The organism is Streptomyces sp. SID3212, assembly GCF_009865405.1.
In the GTDB taxonomy this organism is placed as follows: Bacteria; Actinomycetota; Actinomycetes; order Streptomycetales; family Streptomycetaceae; genus Streptomyces.
In genome coordinates this window covers 1-15405 of sequence record NZ_WWJY01000827.1, presented here as the reverse complement: position 1 = coordinate 15405, position 15405 = coordinate 1, and the positions used below count along the sequence as shown (strand labels likewise).

The window sequence follows — 15405 nt, the reverse complement described above, 5'->3', positions numbered from 1 at the left end:
CCGTGGGTCGGGCCGGCGTCGCGGCTCCGGCCGTGGCGGGGGTTGCGGACAGGCCAGGAGGAGGGCCGGGCCCGTACGGACCAGGATCAGGAGGTCGAGGCCGATCCAGTGGTGCGCGACGTAGTGCTGGTCCAGGAGCGGGGTCTCGTCCCACGGCATCGGCGAGTGCCGCCGTACCTGCGCGAGACCGGTCAGGCCCGGCCGTACGAGCTGCCGCCACGGAGCGGCCGCCGCCGGGGAGCCGTGTGCCAGCGGGGCGGGCCCGACCAGGGACAGGTCACCGCGTACGACATGGGGCAGCCGGGACACCAGGTCGAGGCGGAACCGGCGGGTGCGCAGCGCGCGCAGGACGAAGGGGCGGCCGTGCAGGCCGGTGCGGCGGTCGGCGGTGAGGAAGGCCCGGCCCGACCCCCGGCCCCGTACCGCCTCCGTGACCGCCGCCGCCAGCAGGACCGGCGCCGCCAGAACCAGCAGGACCGAGCCGAGCGTCAGGTCCAGGAGGCGCTTGGGGTCCGCGAGCCGTGCCGCTCGCCCCGCCGTCCACGCGGTGAGTCGTTCCATGGCGGACACCTGACCGTTCCGGGCTCAAGAGGGCTTCGGGGGGCTCAAGAGGGCAAGAGGGCTCAAGGAGGCTTCGGGGAACTTTTGGGGCCTTTGAGAAAGTTATGACAGAACGATCGCAGGACGCGGTCGCCTCGCCGCAGGAGGCGCCCCGCGTACGAGCGGCCCCCCGCAAGCCCCCCACAAGCCCCCCGCCAGGCCCGTTGCACCGCGCCAGCACGATTGTTGAGCCCCCTGGACTCAGGTCCTTTGACTCACCGCGATCCGTGATGCATCCTTGAGCCTGTTCCACTCAAGTCAGCTGGAGGAATCGAAATGGCACGTGCGGTCGGCATCGACCTGGGCACGACTAACTCCGTCGTCAGCGTTCTCGAAGGCGGCGAGCCCACCGTCATCACCAACGCAGAGGGCGCCAGGACCACGCCGTCCGTCGTCGCCTTCGCCAAGAACGGCGAGGTGCTCGTCGGAGAGGTGGCCAAGCGCCAGGCGGTCACGAACGTCGACAGGACCATCCGCTCGGTCAAGCGCCACATGGGCACCGACTGGAAGATGAACCTGGACGGGAAGGACTTCAACCCGCAGCAGATCTCGGCCTTCGTGCTGCAGAAGCTGAAGCGGGACGCGGAGGCGTACCTGGGCGAGAAGGTCACCGACGCGGTGATCACCGTCCCGGCGTACTTCAACGACTCGGAGCGCCAGGCCACCAAGGAGGCCGGCGAGATCGCGGGCCTCACGGTCCTGCGCATCGTCAACGAGCCGACGGCCGCCGCGCTGGCCTACGGGCTCGACAAGGACGACCAGACGATCCTGGTCTTCGACCTCGGTGGCGGTACGTTCGACGTCTCGCTGCTGGAGATCGGTGACGGCGTCGTCGAGGTGAAGGCCACCAACGGTGACAACCACCTCGGTGGTGACGACTGGGACCAGCGCCTCGTGGACTTCCTGGTGAAGCAGTTCGCCAACGGCCACGGCGTGGACCTGGCCAAGGACAAGATGGCTCTCCAGCGTCTCCGCGAGGCCGCGGAGAAGGCGAAGATCGAGCTGTCCTCGTCCAGCGAGACCACGATCAACCTTCCGTACATCACGGCGTCGGCCGAGGGCCCGCTGCACCTGGACGAGAAGATCACCCGCTCGCAGTTCCAGCAGCTCACCTCCGACCTGCTGGACCGCTGCAAGACGCCGTTCCACAACGTCATCAAGGACGCCGGCATCGCGCTGTCCGAGATCGACCACGTGGTGCTCGTCGGCGGCTCGACCCGTATGCCCGCCGTGGCGGAGCTGGTCAAGGAGCTCACCGGCGGCCGTGACGCCAACAAGGGTGTGAACCCCGACGAGGTCGTCGCCATCGGTGCCGCGCTCCAGGCCGGTGTCCTCAAGGGTGAGGTCAAGGACGTCCTGCTCCTCGACGTGACCCCGCTGTCCCTGGGTATCGAGACCAAGGGCGGCATCATGACCAAGCTGATCGAGCGCAACACGACGATCCCGACGAAGCGCTCCGAGATCTTCACGACGGCCGAGGACAACCAGCCGTCGGTGCAGATCCAGGTCTACCAGGGCGAGCGCGAGATCGCCGCGTACAACAAGAAGCTCGGGATGTTCGAGCTGACGGGCCTGCCGCCCGCCCCGCGCGGGGTGCCGCAGATCGAGGTCGCCTTCGACATCGACGCCAACGGCATCATGCACGTGGCCGCGAAGGACCTCGGCACGGGCAAGGAGCAGAAGATGACCGTCACCGGTGGCTCCTCGCTGCCGCGCGACGAGGTCAACCGGATGCGCGAAGAGGCCGAGCAGTACGCGGACGAGGACCACAAGCGCCGCGAGGCCGCCGAGACGCGCAACCAGGCGGAGCAGCTCGTCTACCAGACGGAGAAGTTCCTCAAGGACAACGAGGACAAGGTCCCCGGCGACGTCAAGACCGAGGTCGAGGAGTCCATCGCCGAGCTGAAGGAGAAGCTCAAGGGCGAGGACACCGCCGAGATCCGTACGTCCACCGAGAAGGTCGCGGCCGTCTCCCAGAAGCTGGGCCAGGCGATGTACGCCAACGCCCAGGCCGAGGGTGCCACCGCCGGTGCCGAGGCGCCGGGCGGCCAGCAGGGCCAGGCCTCCCAGGACGGTACGGACGACGTCGTCGACGCCGAGATCGTGGACGACGAGCGTGACACCAAGGGCGGTGCCGCGTGACCGAGGAGACCCCGGGCTTCGAAGAGAAGCCTGACGTCCCCTCCGGCGCGACCCCCGAAGACGCCGCGCCGCAGGCCGGCGGGCCGGACTCCGCGAAGGAGACCGGCCCGGCGGCCCCGGCCGGGGACGTGAACGACATAGCTCTGACAGCGCAGCTGGACCAGGTGCGTACGGCGCTCGCCGAGCGTACGGCGGACCTCCAGCGGCTCCAGGCCGAGTACCAGAACTACCGCCGCCGGGTGGAGCGCGACCGGGTCACCGTCAAGGAGATCGCCGTCGCGAAGCTCCTGACGGAGCTGCTGCCGGTGCTCGACGACATCGGGCGCGCCCGGGAGCACGAAGAGCTGGTGGGCGGCTTCAAGTCGGTCGCCGAGTCGCTGGAGACCATCGTCGCCAAGATGGGCCTCCAGCAGTTCGGCAAGGAGGGCGAGCCCTTCGACCCGACGATCCACGAAGCGCTGATGCACTCGTATGCGCCGGATGTCACGGAAGACACCTGCGTCGCGATCCTTCAGCCTGGGTACCGGTTCGGCGAGCGGACGATCAGGCCCGCCCGGGTCGCGGTGGCGGAGCCCCAGCCGGGGGCGACGCCGAAGTCGGCGGAGGAGGCGGGCGAGTCCGGCTCGTCCGCCCAAGGCAAGGACGACGGTGGCCCCGACGAGGGCTGACGGTGACGCCCCCGAGCGGGGTGGCGTACGTACGGACGGCGTGAGGGTGGCCGGTGGAGAGGAGGGACGTCGGGAATGAGCACGAAGGACTTCGTGGAGAAGGACTACTACAAGGTTCTCGGCGTCCCCAAGGACGCCACCGAGGCCGAGATCAAGAAGGCGTACCGGAAGCTCGCCCGCGAGTTCCACCCGGACGCCAACAAGGGTGACGCGAAGGCCGAGGAGCGCTTCAAGGAGATCTCCGAGGCCAACGACGTGCTCGGCGACGCCAAGCGCCGCAAGGAGTACGACGAGGCCCGCGCGCTCTTCGGCAACGGCGGCTTCCGGCCGGGACCCGGCGCCGGCGGCGGTTCCTTCAACTTCGACCTGGGCGACCTCTTCGGGGGCGCCCCGGGCGGCGGTGGTACGGGAACGGCGCAGGGCGGCGGCTTCGGCGGCGGCGGTGGCGGCATCGGGGACATGTTCGGCGGCCTCTTCAACCGGGGAGGCCCCGGCACCACCCGCGTGCAGCCGCGCCGCGGCCAGGACATCGAGTCCGAGGTGACGCTCAGCTTTACCGAGGCGGTCGACGGGGCCACGGTCCCGCTGCGGATGTCCAGCCAGGCGCCCTGCAAGGCCTGTTCGGGTACGGGGGACAAGAACGGCACGCCGCGGGTCTGCCCGACCTGTGTGGGCACCGGACAGGTCTCCCGCGGCACCGGTGGCGGCTTCTCGCTCACCGACCCGTGCGTGGACTGCAAGGGCCGCGGTCTGATCGCCCAGGACCCCTGTGAGGTCTGCAAGGGCAGCGGGCGCGCCAGGTCGTCCAGGACGATGCAGGTACGGATCCCGGCGGGCGTCAGCGACAACCAGCGGATCAGGCTGCGCGGCAAGGGCGCCCCCGGCGAGCGCGGCGGGCCGGCCGGCGATCTGTACGTGGTCGTGCACGTCGGCGCCCACCCGGTCTTCGGCCGGAAGGGCGACAACCTCACCGTGACGGTGCCGGTCTCCTTCACGGAGGCGACGCTGGGCGGCGAGGTGAAGGTGCCGACGCTCGGCGGCCCCCCGGTCACGCTGAAACTGCCCGCGGGGACCCCGAACGGGCGTACGATGCGCGCCCGTGGCAAGGGAGCCGTACGCAAGGACGGCAGCCGCGGTGACCTCTTGGTCACCGTCGAGGTCGCCGTCCCCAAGGACCTCGGCGTGGAGGCACGGGACGCGCTGGAGGCCTACCGGAAGGCGACCGCGGACGACGACCCGCGGGCGGAGTTGTTCCAGGCCGCGAAGGGAGCATGACCCGAGATGGACAGGGACGGGCGGCGCAGACCGCCCTCTGCGTTCGGCAGGGCGTACGAACTGACCGAGGAGACGCCGGTGTACGTCATCTCGGTGGCGGCCCAGCTCTCGGGTCTGCACCCGCAGACCCTCCGGCAGTACGACCGCCTGGGCCTGGTCTCCCCGGACCGTACGGCGGGGCGGGGCCGGCGCTACTCGGCCCGTGACATCGAGCTGCTCCGCCAGGTGCAGGCCCTGTCCCAGGACGAGGGCATCAACCTCGCGGGCATCAAGCGGATCATCGAGCTGGAGAACCAGGTCGCCGCGCTCCAGGCCCGCGTCGCCGAGCTCTCGGCGGCCGTGGACGGCGCGGCGGCGGCGATGCGCCAGCGCGAGGCGCAGGTGCATGCCTCGTACCGCCGCGACCTGGTGCCGTACACGGACGTACAGGCCACCGGCGCGCTGGTGGTGTGGCGGCCGGCGGAGAGGCCGTAGCGGGCCGCCAGAGCGGCACGAGAGACCCAACAGCACGCCCCCGGAGCCTTGGTCGGCTCCGGGGGCGTTGTGCTGCGTCCGAAGGGTTCTTCAAGAGGCCCGCGCATGCAGGATGCTGGTCACGGCTGCCGGTCATGGCTGCTGGTCACGACTGCTGGTTCAGGATCCCCGAATTCGCGATCAGGTAGCCGAGTTGCGCACGGCTGCCGCTGCCCAGCGTGGTGGCGAGCTTGGCGATGTGCGCGCGGCACGTCCGTACGTTCATCCCGAGCCGCCGCGCGATGGCCTCGTCCACGTACCCCTCCACCAGGAGTTGCGCGATGGTCCGCTGGACGCCCGTGATGCCGGCCGGGGTCGGCTCGTACTCCACCTGCTCCGTGAGGGGCGTGGCGCGCCGCCAGAGCTGCTCGAACACCTGCGCCAGGTAGTCCACGAGCCCCGGGTGCCGCAGCTCAAGGGCCACTTGGCGGTCGGACCTGGCGGGGATGTACGCGACGGTCCTGTCGAAGATGATCAGGCGCTCGGTGAGTTCTTCCAGTGTCCTGATCTCCACCGTGCTCTTGCCCAGCATCTCCGCGTACGCCAGGGTGCCCTGGCTGTGACGTGCCGTGTGCTGGTACAAGGTTCGGATGCTGACCCCGCGGTTCACGACCGCCCTGCCGCGCTCCAGCCCCTGGGCGAGCAGATGCGCGCTCCTGCCGCCGCCCGGTTGCAGGGTCAGTACTTCCGTTTTGCACTCGGCGGTGGAGAGGTCGAGCGCCGCGTTGATCCGGCTGTCGCCCTCCAGGACCGTGATCGCGTGGGTGATGGGCGGATCCTGCGCGCTGATCGTCATGAACGGCTCGAAAGAGTCGGTCAGTTCGACGGCGAAATGTCGCCTCTCCTGGATCTCCCGCTCGATGGGGTGGAGCCGCTGGGCGAGCGCCGCGGACGGTGGAACGGGGCGAAGCCAGTCCGCATCGTCCGGATCCGGGTGCAGAAGCGGGAATTCCATGAGGCACGGAGCCACCGCGGCTTCGCTCCGGGCGATGCGTCCGGAGCGCAGCGCACTGGCGTAAAGCCGCCTGCCCTCATCACACATATCGGTGATGGCATGGGGATGTGTCGGGTTTGTGTCTCTTGCGGGCAAATCTCCACCCCCCAGGGTCCTGAACATACAGGAACATGATGCCTCGATCCGGTGGCGTTGGTGTGCCCGGGTGGGACATCGTCTTCATGGCGGGGGAAGAGGAACCCATTAAGTGAGGACGAAGCCGACTATGTATAAGAGAATGCTTCGCGCGGTGGCTGCCACTGCTTTCTCTGCGGCTCTGGCCTGTGGTGTGCTGGCTGTCGGGGGAGACGCAGGTCGGGTCACCACGCCTGCCGGATCGCAGGCCGCTGGAGCCGGCGACATCGCGTGGGGTGCGGCAGCGGGTGACATCGCGTGGGGCCCGGCCCCGACGGACATCGCCTGGGGCGAGCCGGCTGGCACCGGCGCATGACTGTCCCGCCGGACGACCGGGTCTTCCGGCGGGAGATGGCCACGGCTTACCGGTCGGGCTGGCACTTCATCGACCTTGTCACGGCGATTCCGCACCGTGGCGACTCGCTGACAGTGACCCTGTTCGGAGAGCCGATCCTCGTGGTACGCGAGGAGGACGACGATGTCCGGGCCTACCGTTGCCTGCGGAAGCCGAGGGGCGCCCCACAGCCCGTCCGCTGTGCCATCCGGTACGACATGATTTTCGTGAACCTCGACCAGCGTGATCACCAGCTGGTCGAACCCAAGACCATCCTCGCCACCCCCCGCAGTGCCTGAGCGATTCCCCCGTCGTTGTAAATCGCTCCGGCACTTCCCCCACACAGCGGCGCCATCGTGGACCTGAAACACGATGGCGCCGCTGTGCCCCCCGCCCGCGTGCGGGCACGTCCGGTCGGGGCACCCCCCTGGCCCCGACCGGACGATCACGCGCGACCGAGCGCCCGGTCCAGGGCGATCTCGATGACAACCCGGTCCGGGTTGGGCGCGGGAGTGCGTCCGTAGCGCTCCGCGTAACGGCTTTCGGCGTCTGCGACGGCTTCCCGTTCCGTACGGATGGTCGCGACGCCCTCCAGGGTCGCCCAGCGCCTCTTGTGCACCTGGCAGACCGCGACGCGCGCGCCTGACGCGCCGGCGCTCCGAGCGCCCGACGCCAGGATGTTGGCCACCTTCCTGCTGTTCTTGTTGGTGATGACCCGTGCGAGGCCTGCCTCCGGGTCGTACGTCACCCCCACCGCGACCACGTGCGGCGTGCCGTCGGCCCGCAGGGTGGTCAGCGTGCACAAGTGGTACTCCCGCCAGAACGCGAGAAACTCGGGGCTGGGGTGGTGTACGTCAAGAGCCATGCGGAAAGCGTAGGCGTGCGACCCTGAGTGGAATAGACTCAACTTTGCATAGGTTGCCTGAGTCAGAGTTGAGATCCGCGCGAGGAGGAGAAAGCGCCCGTGGACGCCGAGCTGACCAACAAGAGCCGGGATGCCATCAACGCCGCCACCAGCAGGGCCGTGGCGGCGGGCCACGCCGACCTGACCCCTGCCCACCTGCTGCTCGCCCTGCTCTCGGGCCAGGACAACGAGAACGTCACCGATCTGCTGACCGCCGTCGAGGCGGACCAGGCGGCGGTACGGTCCGGTACGGAGCGGCTGCTGGCGGCCCTGCCGACCGCCGCCGGCTCCACCGTGGCGCCCCCGCAGCCCAACCGCGAGCTGCTGGCCGTCATCGCGGACGCCGACCGGCGGGCGAAGGAGCTGGGCGACGAATACCTTTCCACCGAGCACCTGCTGATCGGCATCGCCGCGAAGGGCGGGCGGACCGGGGAGGTGCTGGACCGGCAGGGCGCCGGGGCGAAAAAGCTGCTGGACGCGTTCGAGAAGGCAAGGGGAGGGCGCCGGGTGACCACACCCGACCCGGAGGGCCAGTACAAGGCCCTGGAGAAGTTCGGCACCGATTTCACCGCCGCCGCCCGCGAGGGCAGGCTCGACCCGGTCATCGGCCGGGACCAGGAGATCCGGCGGGTGGTGCAGGTGCTGTCACGCCGTACGAAGAACAATCCGGTGCTGATCGGTGAGCCCGGCGTCGGCAAGACCGCCGTCGTCGAGGGGCTCGCGCAGCGGATTGTCAAGGGCGACGTGCCGGAATCGCTGAAGAACAAGCGGCTGGTTTCGCTGGACCTCGGTGCGATGGTGGCCGGCGCGAAGTACCGAGGCGAGTTCGAGGAGCGCCTCAAGACCGTCCTCGCCGAGATCAAGGGCAGCGACGGACAGATCATCACGTTCATCGACGAACTGCACACCGTCGTCGGCGCGGGCGCCGGCGGCGACTCGGCCATGGACGCGGGCAACATGCTCAAGCCGATGCTCGCGCGCGGCGAGCTGCGGATGGTCGGCGCGACGACCCTGGACGAGTACCGCGAGCGGATCGAGAAGGACGCGGCGCTGGAGCGGCGCTTCCAGCAGGTGCTGGTGGCGGAGCCGAACGTCGAGGACACCATCGCGATCCTGCGCGGGCTCAAGGGCCGGTACGAGGCCCACCACAAGGTCCAGATCGCGGACGCGGCACTGGTCGCCGCGGCCACCCTCTCCGACCGGTACATCACCTCGCGGTTCCTGCCCGACAAGGCCATCGACCTGGTGGACGAGGCCGCGTCCCGCCTCCGGATGGAGATCGACTCCTCGCCGCTGGAGATCGACGAACTCCAGCGGGCCGTCGACCGCCTCCGTATGGAGGAGCTGGCGCTCAAGAACGAGTCCGACCCCGCCTCCAAGCAGCGGCTGGAGAAGCTGCGCCGCGACCTCGCGGACCGCGAGGAGGAGCTGCGCGGGCTGAACGCGCGCTGGGAGAAGGAGAAGCAGGGCCTCAACCGCGTCGGTGAACTGAAGGAGCGCCTGGACGACCTGCGCGGCCAGGCGGAGCGCGCGCAGCGCGACGGGGACTTCGACACCGCGTCCAAGCTGCTGTACGGCGAGATCCCCGGCCTGGAGCGTGAGCTGGAGGAGGCCGCGGAGGCCGAACAGGAAGCCTCCAAGGACACGATGGTCAAGGAGGAGGTCGGCCCCGACGACATCGCGGACGTGGTCGGCTCCTGGACCGGAATCCCGGCGGGGCGGCTGCTGGAGGGCGAGACGCAGAAGCTGCTGCGGATGGAGCAGGAGCTGGGCAAGCGCCTGGTCGGCCAGCACGAGGCCGTGCAGGCGGTGTCCGACGCGGTACGCCGTACCCGCGCCGGAATCGCCGACCCCGACCGGCCCACCGGATCCTTCCTCTTCCTCGGCCCGACGGGCGTCGGCAAGACGGAGCTGGCGAAGGCGCTCGCGGACTTCCTCTTCGACGACGAGCGGGCGATGGTCCGCATCGACATGAGCGAGTACGGCGAGAAGCACTCGGTGGCCCGGCTGGTCGGCGCGCCTCCCGGGTACGTCGGCTACGAGGAGGGCGGCCAGCTCACGGAGGCGGTGCGCCGGCGCCCGTACTCGGTGATCCTCCTGGACGAGGTGGAGAAGGCCCATCCCGAGGTCTTCGACATCCTGCTCCAGGTCCTGGACGACGGCCGCCTCACGGACGGCCAGGGCCGGACGGTCGACTTCCGCAACACCATCCTGGTCCTGACGTCGAACCTGGGCAGCCAGTTCCTGGTCGAGCCGCTGACGGGCGAGGAGGAGAAGAAACAGCAGGTCCTGACGGTCGTACGGGCCTCCTTCAAGCCGGAGTTCCTGAACCGCCTGGACGACCTGGTGGTCTTCTCGGCCCTGTCCAAGGACGAGCTGGCCCACATCGCAAGCCTCCAGATCGACCGCCTGGCCGCCCGCCTGGCGGAACGCCGCCTGACCCTGGACGTCACGCCCGAGGCCCTGGCCTGGCTGGCGGAGGAGGGCAACGACCCGGCGTACGGCGCCCGCCCCCTGCGCCGCCTGATCCAGACGGCGATCGGCGACCAGCTGGCGAAGGAGATCCTGGCGGGCGAGATCACGGACGGCGACACGGTCCGCGTGGCCCGCTTCGGCGACGGCCTGATCGTGGGCCCGGGAGGCCCGGAGGAGCCGGAGGAGCCCGGGACCGCGCCGACCGGGAAGACGCTCTAGCCAGCGCCGTAGCGCGTTCCAGCAGGTCCGCGGCGGCGGGACAGGCCGGCCTCGCCGGTCCGTCCCGCCGGGGCCGGACAGGCCATAGGCTGGACGGACAGGTTGTTTCCGTCCGGGCCGGAGGGCCACCCGCCGACGATCGCGACTAGGGTCGTCCGCAGACAACGGCACGCACGCCATCCTCAGGAGTTTCCAGCGATGTCTATCGACCCGTCCTCGATTCCGAATTTCGGGGGACCGCCCCAGCCGCAGGGTGCAGGACCGGCGGGCCCCGTCGTCCCCGACCAGGATCTGGTCAAGCAGCTGCTCGAACAGATGGAGCTGAAGTACGTCGTCGACGACGAGGGTGACCTCGCGGCGCCGTGGGAGGAATTCCGTACGTACTTCATGTTCCGCGGCGAGGACGACCAGCAGGTCTTCTCGGTGCGGACGTTCTACGACCGGCCGCACCCGATCACGGACAAGGACAAGATCCTCGACGCGATCGACGACTGGAACCGCCGGACGCTGTGGCCCAAGGTGTACAGCCACATCCACGAGGAGGGGGACGGTCCGCCCACCATCCGCCTCATCGGTGAGGCCCAGATGCTGATCAGCATGGGCGTCAACCTGGAGCACTTCGTGTCGTCCACGGTCAGCTGGGTCCGCGCGTCGATCGAGTTCGACAAGTGGCTGCTCGAGCAGTTCGGCCTCGCGCCGGGCGACGAGAACCCCGAGGACGCCTGAGAGGGTCCGGGGCACAGCGGGTAGGTTCCCGCAGCGGAACGACAGCCCGGCCAGGGCAGTGATCACCACGATCGCCGCCCTGGCCGGGCTTTTCGCAGAGACGGACCAGCGACCGGCGGACCGGCGGACAGGTAGAGGCGTGGACATGGATCTGGGTGTGGGTGTGGGTGTGGGTGTGGGTACGGGCGTCGGTGTGGGTACGGGGGGCGGCGCGCGCGACTGGTCGGTCGCCGGGCGCGTGCGGGGGATGGGGACGTCCATCTTCACCGAGATGACCGAGCTGGCCCGGAGCACCGGCGCGATCAACCTCGGCCAGGGCGTCCCCGAGCTACCCAGCCCGCCCGCCCTCCTGCGTGACGTGGCCGATGCCGTGCTCGCCGGGCACAACCAGTACCCGCCCGCCGTCGGCTTCCCCGCCCTGCGCGAGGCCGTCGCCGCGCATCAGCTGCGGCGGTACGGGCTCGCGTACGACCCGGTCGGCGAGGTCCTCGTCACGACCGGCGCGACCGAGGCGCTCGCCGCCGCCGTGCTGGCCTTCTGCGACCCCGGCGACGAGGTCGTCGCCTTCGACCCGTGCTACGACGCGTACGCGGCGGACGCCCGGCTCGCGGGGGCCACGCTCGTCCCCGTACCGCTGGCCCTCGACGGGGACCACTTCGCGCTGGACGCGGACGCGCTGCGCGCCGCGGTCTCCCCCCGTACCCGCGTACTGATCCTGAACACCCCGCACAACCCCACCGGCAAGGTCTTCACCCCGGCGGAACTGGCCGAGGTCGCGGACGTGTGCCGTACGTACGACCTGACGGTGATCACGGACGAGGTGTACGAGCACCTCGTGTACGAGGACGGCGTCCGGCACCTGGCCGTCGCCGCGCTGCCGGGGATGCGGGAGCGCACGGTGGTCGTCTCGTCGGCCGGCAAGACCTTCAACACGACGGGCTGGAAGATCGGTTGGGTCTGCGGGCCCGCGCCGCTGGTGGCCGCGGTGGGGGCGGCGAAGCAGTTCCTGACGTACGCCTCGGGTACGCCGTACCAGGAAGCGCTCGCCCGGGCCCTAGGCTCGGTGGAGGAGTGGGCGGCGGAGCTGCGCGGCACCCTGCGCGCGCACCGGGACCTCCTGAGCACCGGACTCGCGGCGGCCGGCCTGCGCCCCTTCCGCGCGGACGCGGGCTACTTCGTCCAGGCCGACGTACGCCCGGCGGGGTACGAGAACGGCGTCGACTTCTGCCGCGACCTGCCGGCCCGTACCGGAGTGGTGGCGATCCCCACCTCGGCGTTCTACGTGGGCGCGGACGCGCCGGCCTGGCTGGTGCGCTTCTCGTTCTGCAAGAGGGCCGACGTGTTGGGGACGGCGGTGGAGCGGCTGTCGGTGCTCGCGCGGTGATGCGTGTGGGGCGCGGGGCCGGTGTGCGAATCGGGTTCGAACCTCTGGAGTTGCTCAATTCGGCTTTGGGCGTGGGGGCGTGGGGGGACATCCCTGTCACGCAGGAAACGCAGGAATCGCAAGGAGGGAAGGAAGCCGGTAAGTAGCGGAGTCGGCCACGCGAAGGCGCGAGGGTCTCGCTTCGGGGGAAGTGAAGGACGGTGGGGGCCATGGCAGGTCTGGTGATCGCGTTCGTCGTGTTCGTGGTGATCGCGATAGCGGTGAAGGCGGTGGTCGGGAGTGTCACTCGTGACCGGCGGCGTACGAAGGCCGTCAGCGGCGCGACGTCGTTGAAGAAGAACGGTGCCAAGAAGAAGCGCTCCGAAGGCAGTTGGTGGGCCGGGGGTGGCGCCGTCGGCGGTGACGGGGGTGGTGCGTCCTGCGGGGGCGGGGGTTCCTCCTGCGGCGGCGGGTCGTCGTGCGGCGGTGGCGGGGGATGCGGCGGCGGAGGCGGCTGACACGGGGCAGCCGGTCCGCAGCTGTGACCGACGACAGTGCCCGGTGGGGAGCAGGTGCCCACCGGGCACTGCCGTGTTCGCACGTGCCGGGAGCAGGCGCCGGGAAGGCGGACCGCAATGTGCCGGGAAGGTAGGGCGGAATGTGCCGGGAGGGTATGCCGAGGTGTGTCGGGAGGGTGTGCCGGGACGCGTCGGGAGTGTGTGTTCCGCGAGGCCGCCCGTACCTCCCGGGCCGCCGGCGCGTGGCCGAAGTACCCATGTTGACCGGTTCGTTGACTTCATCTTCGTTTTCTGGTGAACAGTTGAACCGAGCAGCCCCCATGGGGATGGAAACCCCGCCAAGTTGGGTAAAAACGCTGTGACTGCCGCGTAGTTCGTGATTCCCTCGCTGTGGAGAGCCCCAGCCCCCGGCCCTCGTTCGAACCGGGCGGGCCCCCTTCCTCACCCAGTCCATTCGCTCGTTCCCGGGACGTCCCCGGTCCACCCGTCAAGCGTGTTTGCGGAGCCGACCCATGCTCACGACCCTCAATACCGCCTACACCGACACCCGTGCCGCCGATCTGGCCTGGGCGTTGGGCCGGGAGCCGCTTCCCGCCCTGGCCGTCCTCGATCTCGAACTGTCCGGTACGACACTCCAGCTCAGGCTCCTCGGCGCCTCCCACCAGGTCCTCGTGGAGGAGGAGCGGGGGACCTGCTCCGAGACCGTCGCCTGCATCCCCGGCAGCAGCACACCGCTGCCGCTCGGCGTCTCCGAGCGTCTGGGCGAGTGGGAGTACGAATTCGCCGCGCGGGTCGAGACGCTGTCGCCCGGCAAGTTCGCGGCCCGCGCGCAGGAGCTGCTCGCGCTGGTCACCGACCACCCGAACGGGCTGGCCGGGACGTTTCCCGGCTCCCCGCACGCGTTCACCGCGATGGTCGCGCACCGCGAGAAGGGTCAGCTGGGCTGGCGCACGTGGCACGCGTACCCCCAGGAGGGGCGGCTCGTCGTCACACGGACCCGGATCGGGGTCCGTACGCCCGCCACGCTGTAGTTACACGCTTGCGCCGTTTTTTACACCCGTGTGGGTGACAAACCGCCCACTTGCTGTGACGTAGCGTTACTGCATGATCGAGCAGTCCGTCTCCTCGCCACCGCAGGGTGGACCGCCTCACGGTGGGCCCCCTCCAGGCGGACCGCCGCAGGGCGGGGCGCGGCTGCCCGTCCGGCCGGATGCCGGGCGCTTCCTGATTCTCGCGGTGGTCTTCATCTGCGCCGCGTGTGGACTGGTGTACGAGCTGGAGCTGGTCGCGCTCGCCTCGTACCTGATCGGTGACTCCGTCACGCAGGCGTCCGTCGTGCTCTCGGTGATGGTCTTCGCGATGGGCGTCGGCTCGCTGCTCGCCAAGCGATTACGGCCCTGGGCGGCGGTCGGGTTCGGGCTGGTGGAGGCGGCGCTCGCGCTGCTGGGGGGCTGTTCGGCGCTGGTCCTGTACGCGAGCTTCGCGTGGGTCGGCGAGTCCCGGCCGGCGCTGGTCGCCTTCTCGCTCGCCATCGGCGTCCTGATCGGCGCGGAGATCCCTCTGCTGATGACGCTCATCCAGCGGGTCTCCCGGCAGGACGCGGGCGGGACGGTCGCGGACCTGTTCGCCGCCGACTACGTGGGCGCGCTGGTCGGCGGCCTCGCCTTTCCGTTCCTGCTGCTGCCGTGGCTGGGCCAGTTGACCGGCGCGCTGCTGACGGGCGCGGTCAACGCGCTGGCGGGCGGGGCGCTCGTCCTGTGGGTCTTCCGCCGGGACCTGACCCCGCGTTCCCGGCTGTTGCTGGTGATCGTCAACATCCTGGTGCTGGCCGTCCTGGCGACGACCGCGGTGCTCGTGGACGACTTCGAACGGGCCGCGCGGCGGGCCGTGTACGGGGACGGGGTGCGGGTCGCGGTGCACACGGAGGTCCAGGAGGTGGTGCTCACGGGCGGGCGGGGCGAGCCGCTCGACCTGTACCTGGACGGGCGGCTGCGGGTCAGCGGGCGCGACGAGTACCGCTACCACGAGGCGCTCGTGCACCCCGCGATGCGCGGGCCGCACGGCCGGGTGCTGGTCCTGGGCGGGGGCGACGGCCTGGCCGCGCGGGAGGTGCTGCGGTACGGGGACGTCCGTGCCGTCACGGTCGTGGAGCTGGACCCCGGGGTGGTCCGGCTGGCCCGTGCGGACCCGGCCCTGTCGGAGCTGAACGGGCACGCGTACGACGACCCGAGGCTGCGGGTGGTGACGGCGGACGCGTTCGCCTGGCTGCGCGCGTGGCACGGTGAGCCGTACGACGTGATCGTCTCGGACCTGCCGAACCCGGGCATCACCGCCAGCACGAAGCTGTACTCGGAGGAGTTCTACGCCCTCGCGCGCGGGGTCCTCGCGGACGGCGGCCGGCTGGCGGTGCACGCGGGCTCGCCGACGGCCCAGCCGCGTACGTACTGGACGGTCGACGCGACGCTCCGGGCGGCCGGGTTCGGTACGAGCCCCTACCGGGCGGAGGGCCGCCTCACCCGCTTCACGGCGGGCCCGGACC

The 15405-nt window shown here is 70.4% G+C and carries 14 protein-coding genes; 11 read left to right on the top strand and 3 right to left on the bottom strand.

Features of this window, described 5'->3' with window-relative positions:
* Positions 1-561, bottom strand: a 561-nt coding sequence (locus tag GT042_RS25010; protein WP_161310986.1) for a sugar transferase, incomplete at its 3' end; no start/stop codon positions are given.
* A gap of 315 nt (positions 562-876) precedes the next feature.
* Here GT042_RS25010 and dnaK point away from each other — a divergent pair.
* From dnaK to GT042_RS24990, 4 genes are all read left to right on the top strand, one after another.
* Positions 877-2742 (top strand): molecular chaperone DnaK, encoded by a 1866-nt coding sequence (dnaK, locus tag GT042_RS25005; RefSeq protein WP_161310985.1) that lies wholly within the window; start codon positions 877-879, stop codon positions 2740-2742.
* Positions 2739-3410 (top strand): nucleotide exchange factor GrpE, encoded by a 672-nt coding sequence (gene grpE / locus GT042_RS25000; protein WP_161310984.1) that lies wholly within the window; start codon positions 2739-2741, stop codon positions 3408-3410. The genes dnaK and grpE overlap by 4 nt, the downstream gene beginning before the upstream one ends.
* 75 nt (positions 3411-3485) lie before the next feature.
* Positions 3486-4685 carry a molecular chaperone DnaJ gene (gene dnaJ / locus GT042_RS24995; RefSeq protein WP_161310983.1) on the top strand — a complete coding sequence of 400 codons (1200 nt, stop codon included), beginning with the start codon at positions 3486-3488 and terminating at the stop codon, positions 4683-4685.
* A 6-nt stretch (positions 4686-4691) separates the two neighbouring features.
* A complete protein-coding gene (locus GT042_RS24990; protein ID WP_161310982.1) occupies positions 4692-5159 on the top strand; it encodes a helix-turn-helix domain-containing protein in 468 nt (155 codons plus the stop codon).
* A gap of 145 nt (positions 5160-5304) precedes the next feature.
* Here the strand turns inward: GT042_RS24990 and GT042_RS24985 are convergent, their stop codons facing one another.
* Positions 5305-6315, bottom strand: coding sequence for a helix-turn-helix transcriptional regulator (locus tag GT042_RS24985; protein ID WP_161310981.1), 1011 nt, complete (start codon positions 6313-6315; stop codon positions 5305-5307).
* 324 nt (positions 6316-6639) lie between these two features.
* Here GT042_RS24985 and GT042_RS24980 point away from each other — a divergent pair, with 324 nt between their 5' ends.
* Positions 6640-6960 carry a (2Fe-2S)-binding protein gene (locus GT042_RS24980; RefSeq protein ID WP_161310980.1) on the top strand — a complete coding sequence of 107 codons (321 nt, stop codon included), beginning with the start codon at positions 6640-6642 and terminating at the stop codon, positions 6958-6960.
* Positions 6961-7106: 146 nt separating this feature from the next.
* Here the strand turns inward: GT042_RS24980 and GT042_RS24975 are convergent, their stop codons facing one another.
* Positions 7107-7526, bottom strand: coding sequence for a pyridoxamine 5'-phosphate oxidase family protein (locus GT042_RS24975; protein ID WP_161310979.1), 420 nt, complete (start codon positions 7524-7526; stop codon positions 7107-7109).
* Between the two features lie 99 nt (positions 7527-7625).
* Here GT042_RS24975 and clpB point away from each other — a divergent pair, with 99 nt between their 5' ends.
* The 6 genes from clpB to GT042_RS24945 form a co-directional block, all read left to right on the top strand.
* Positions 7626-10259 (top strand): ATP-dependent chaperone ClpB, encoded by a 2634-nt coding sequence (gene clpB, locus GT042_RS24970; RefSeq protein ID WP_161310978.1) that lies wholly within the window; start codon positions 7626-7628, stop codon positions 10257-10259.
* Positions 10260-10457: 198 nt separating this feature from the next.
* Positions 10458-10985 (top strand): YbjN domain-containing protein, encoded by a 528-nt coding sequence (locus tag GT042_RS24965; protein ID WP_161310977.1) that lies wholly within the window; start codon positions 10458-10460, stop codon positions 10983-10985.
* A gap of 247 nt (positions 10986-11232) precedes the next feature.
* Entirely contained in the window at positions 11233-12369 is a 1137-nt protein-coding gene (locus tag GT042_RS24960; RefSeq protein WP_237531146.1) for an aminotransferase class I/II-fold pyridoxal phosphate-dependent enzyme, read from the top strand.
* 209 nt (positions 12370-12578) lie between these two features.
* The gene (locus GT042_RS24955) at positions 12579-12866 is read left to right on the top strand and encodes a hypothetical protein (protein ID WP_161310975.1); all 288 of its coding nucleotides are present in this window, start codon (positions 12579-12581) and stop codon (positions 12864-12866) included.
* 512 nt (positions 12867-13378) lie between these two features.
* Positions 13379-13897, top strand: coding sequence for a DUF2617 family protein (locus GT042_RS24950; protein WP_161310974.1), 519 nt, complete (start codon positions 13379-13381; stop codon positions 13895-13897).
* A 73-nt stretch (positions 13898-13970) separates the two neighbouring features.
* A partial coding sequence (locus tag GT042_RS24945; RefSeq protein WP_161310973.1) for a polyamine aminopropyltransferase occupies positions 13971-15405 on the top strand: 1435 nt, incomplete at its 3' end.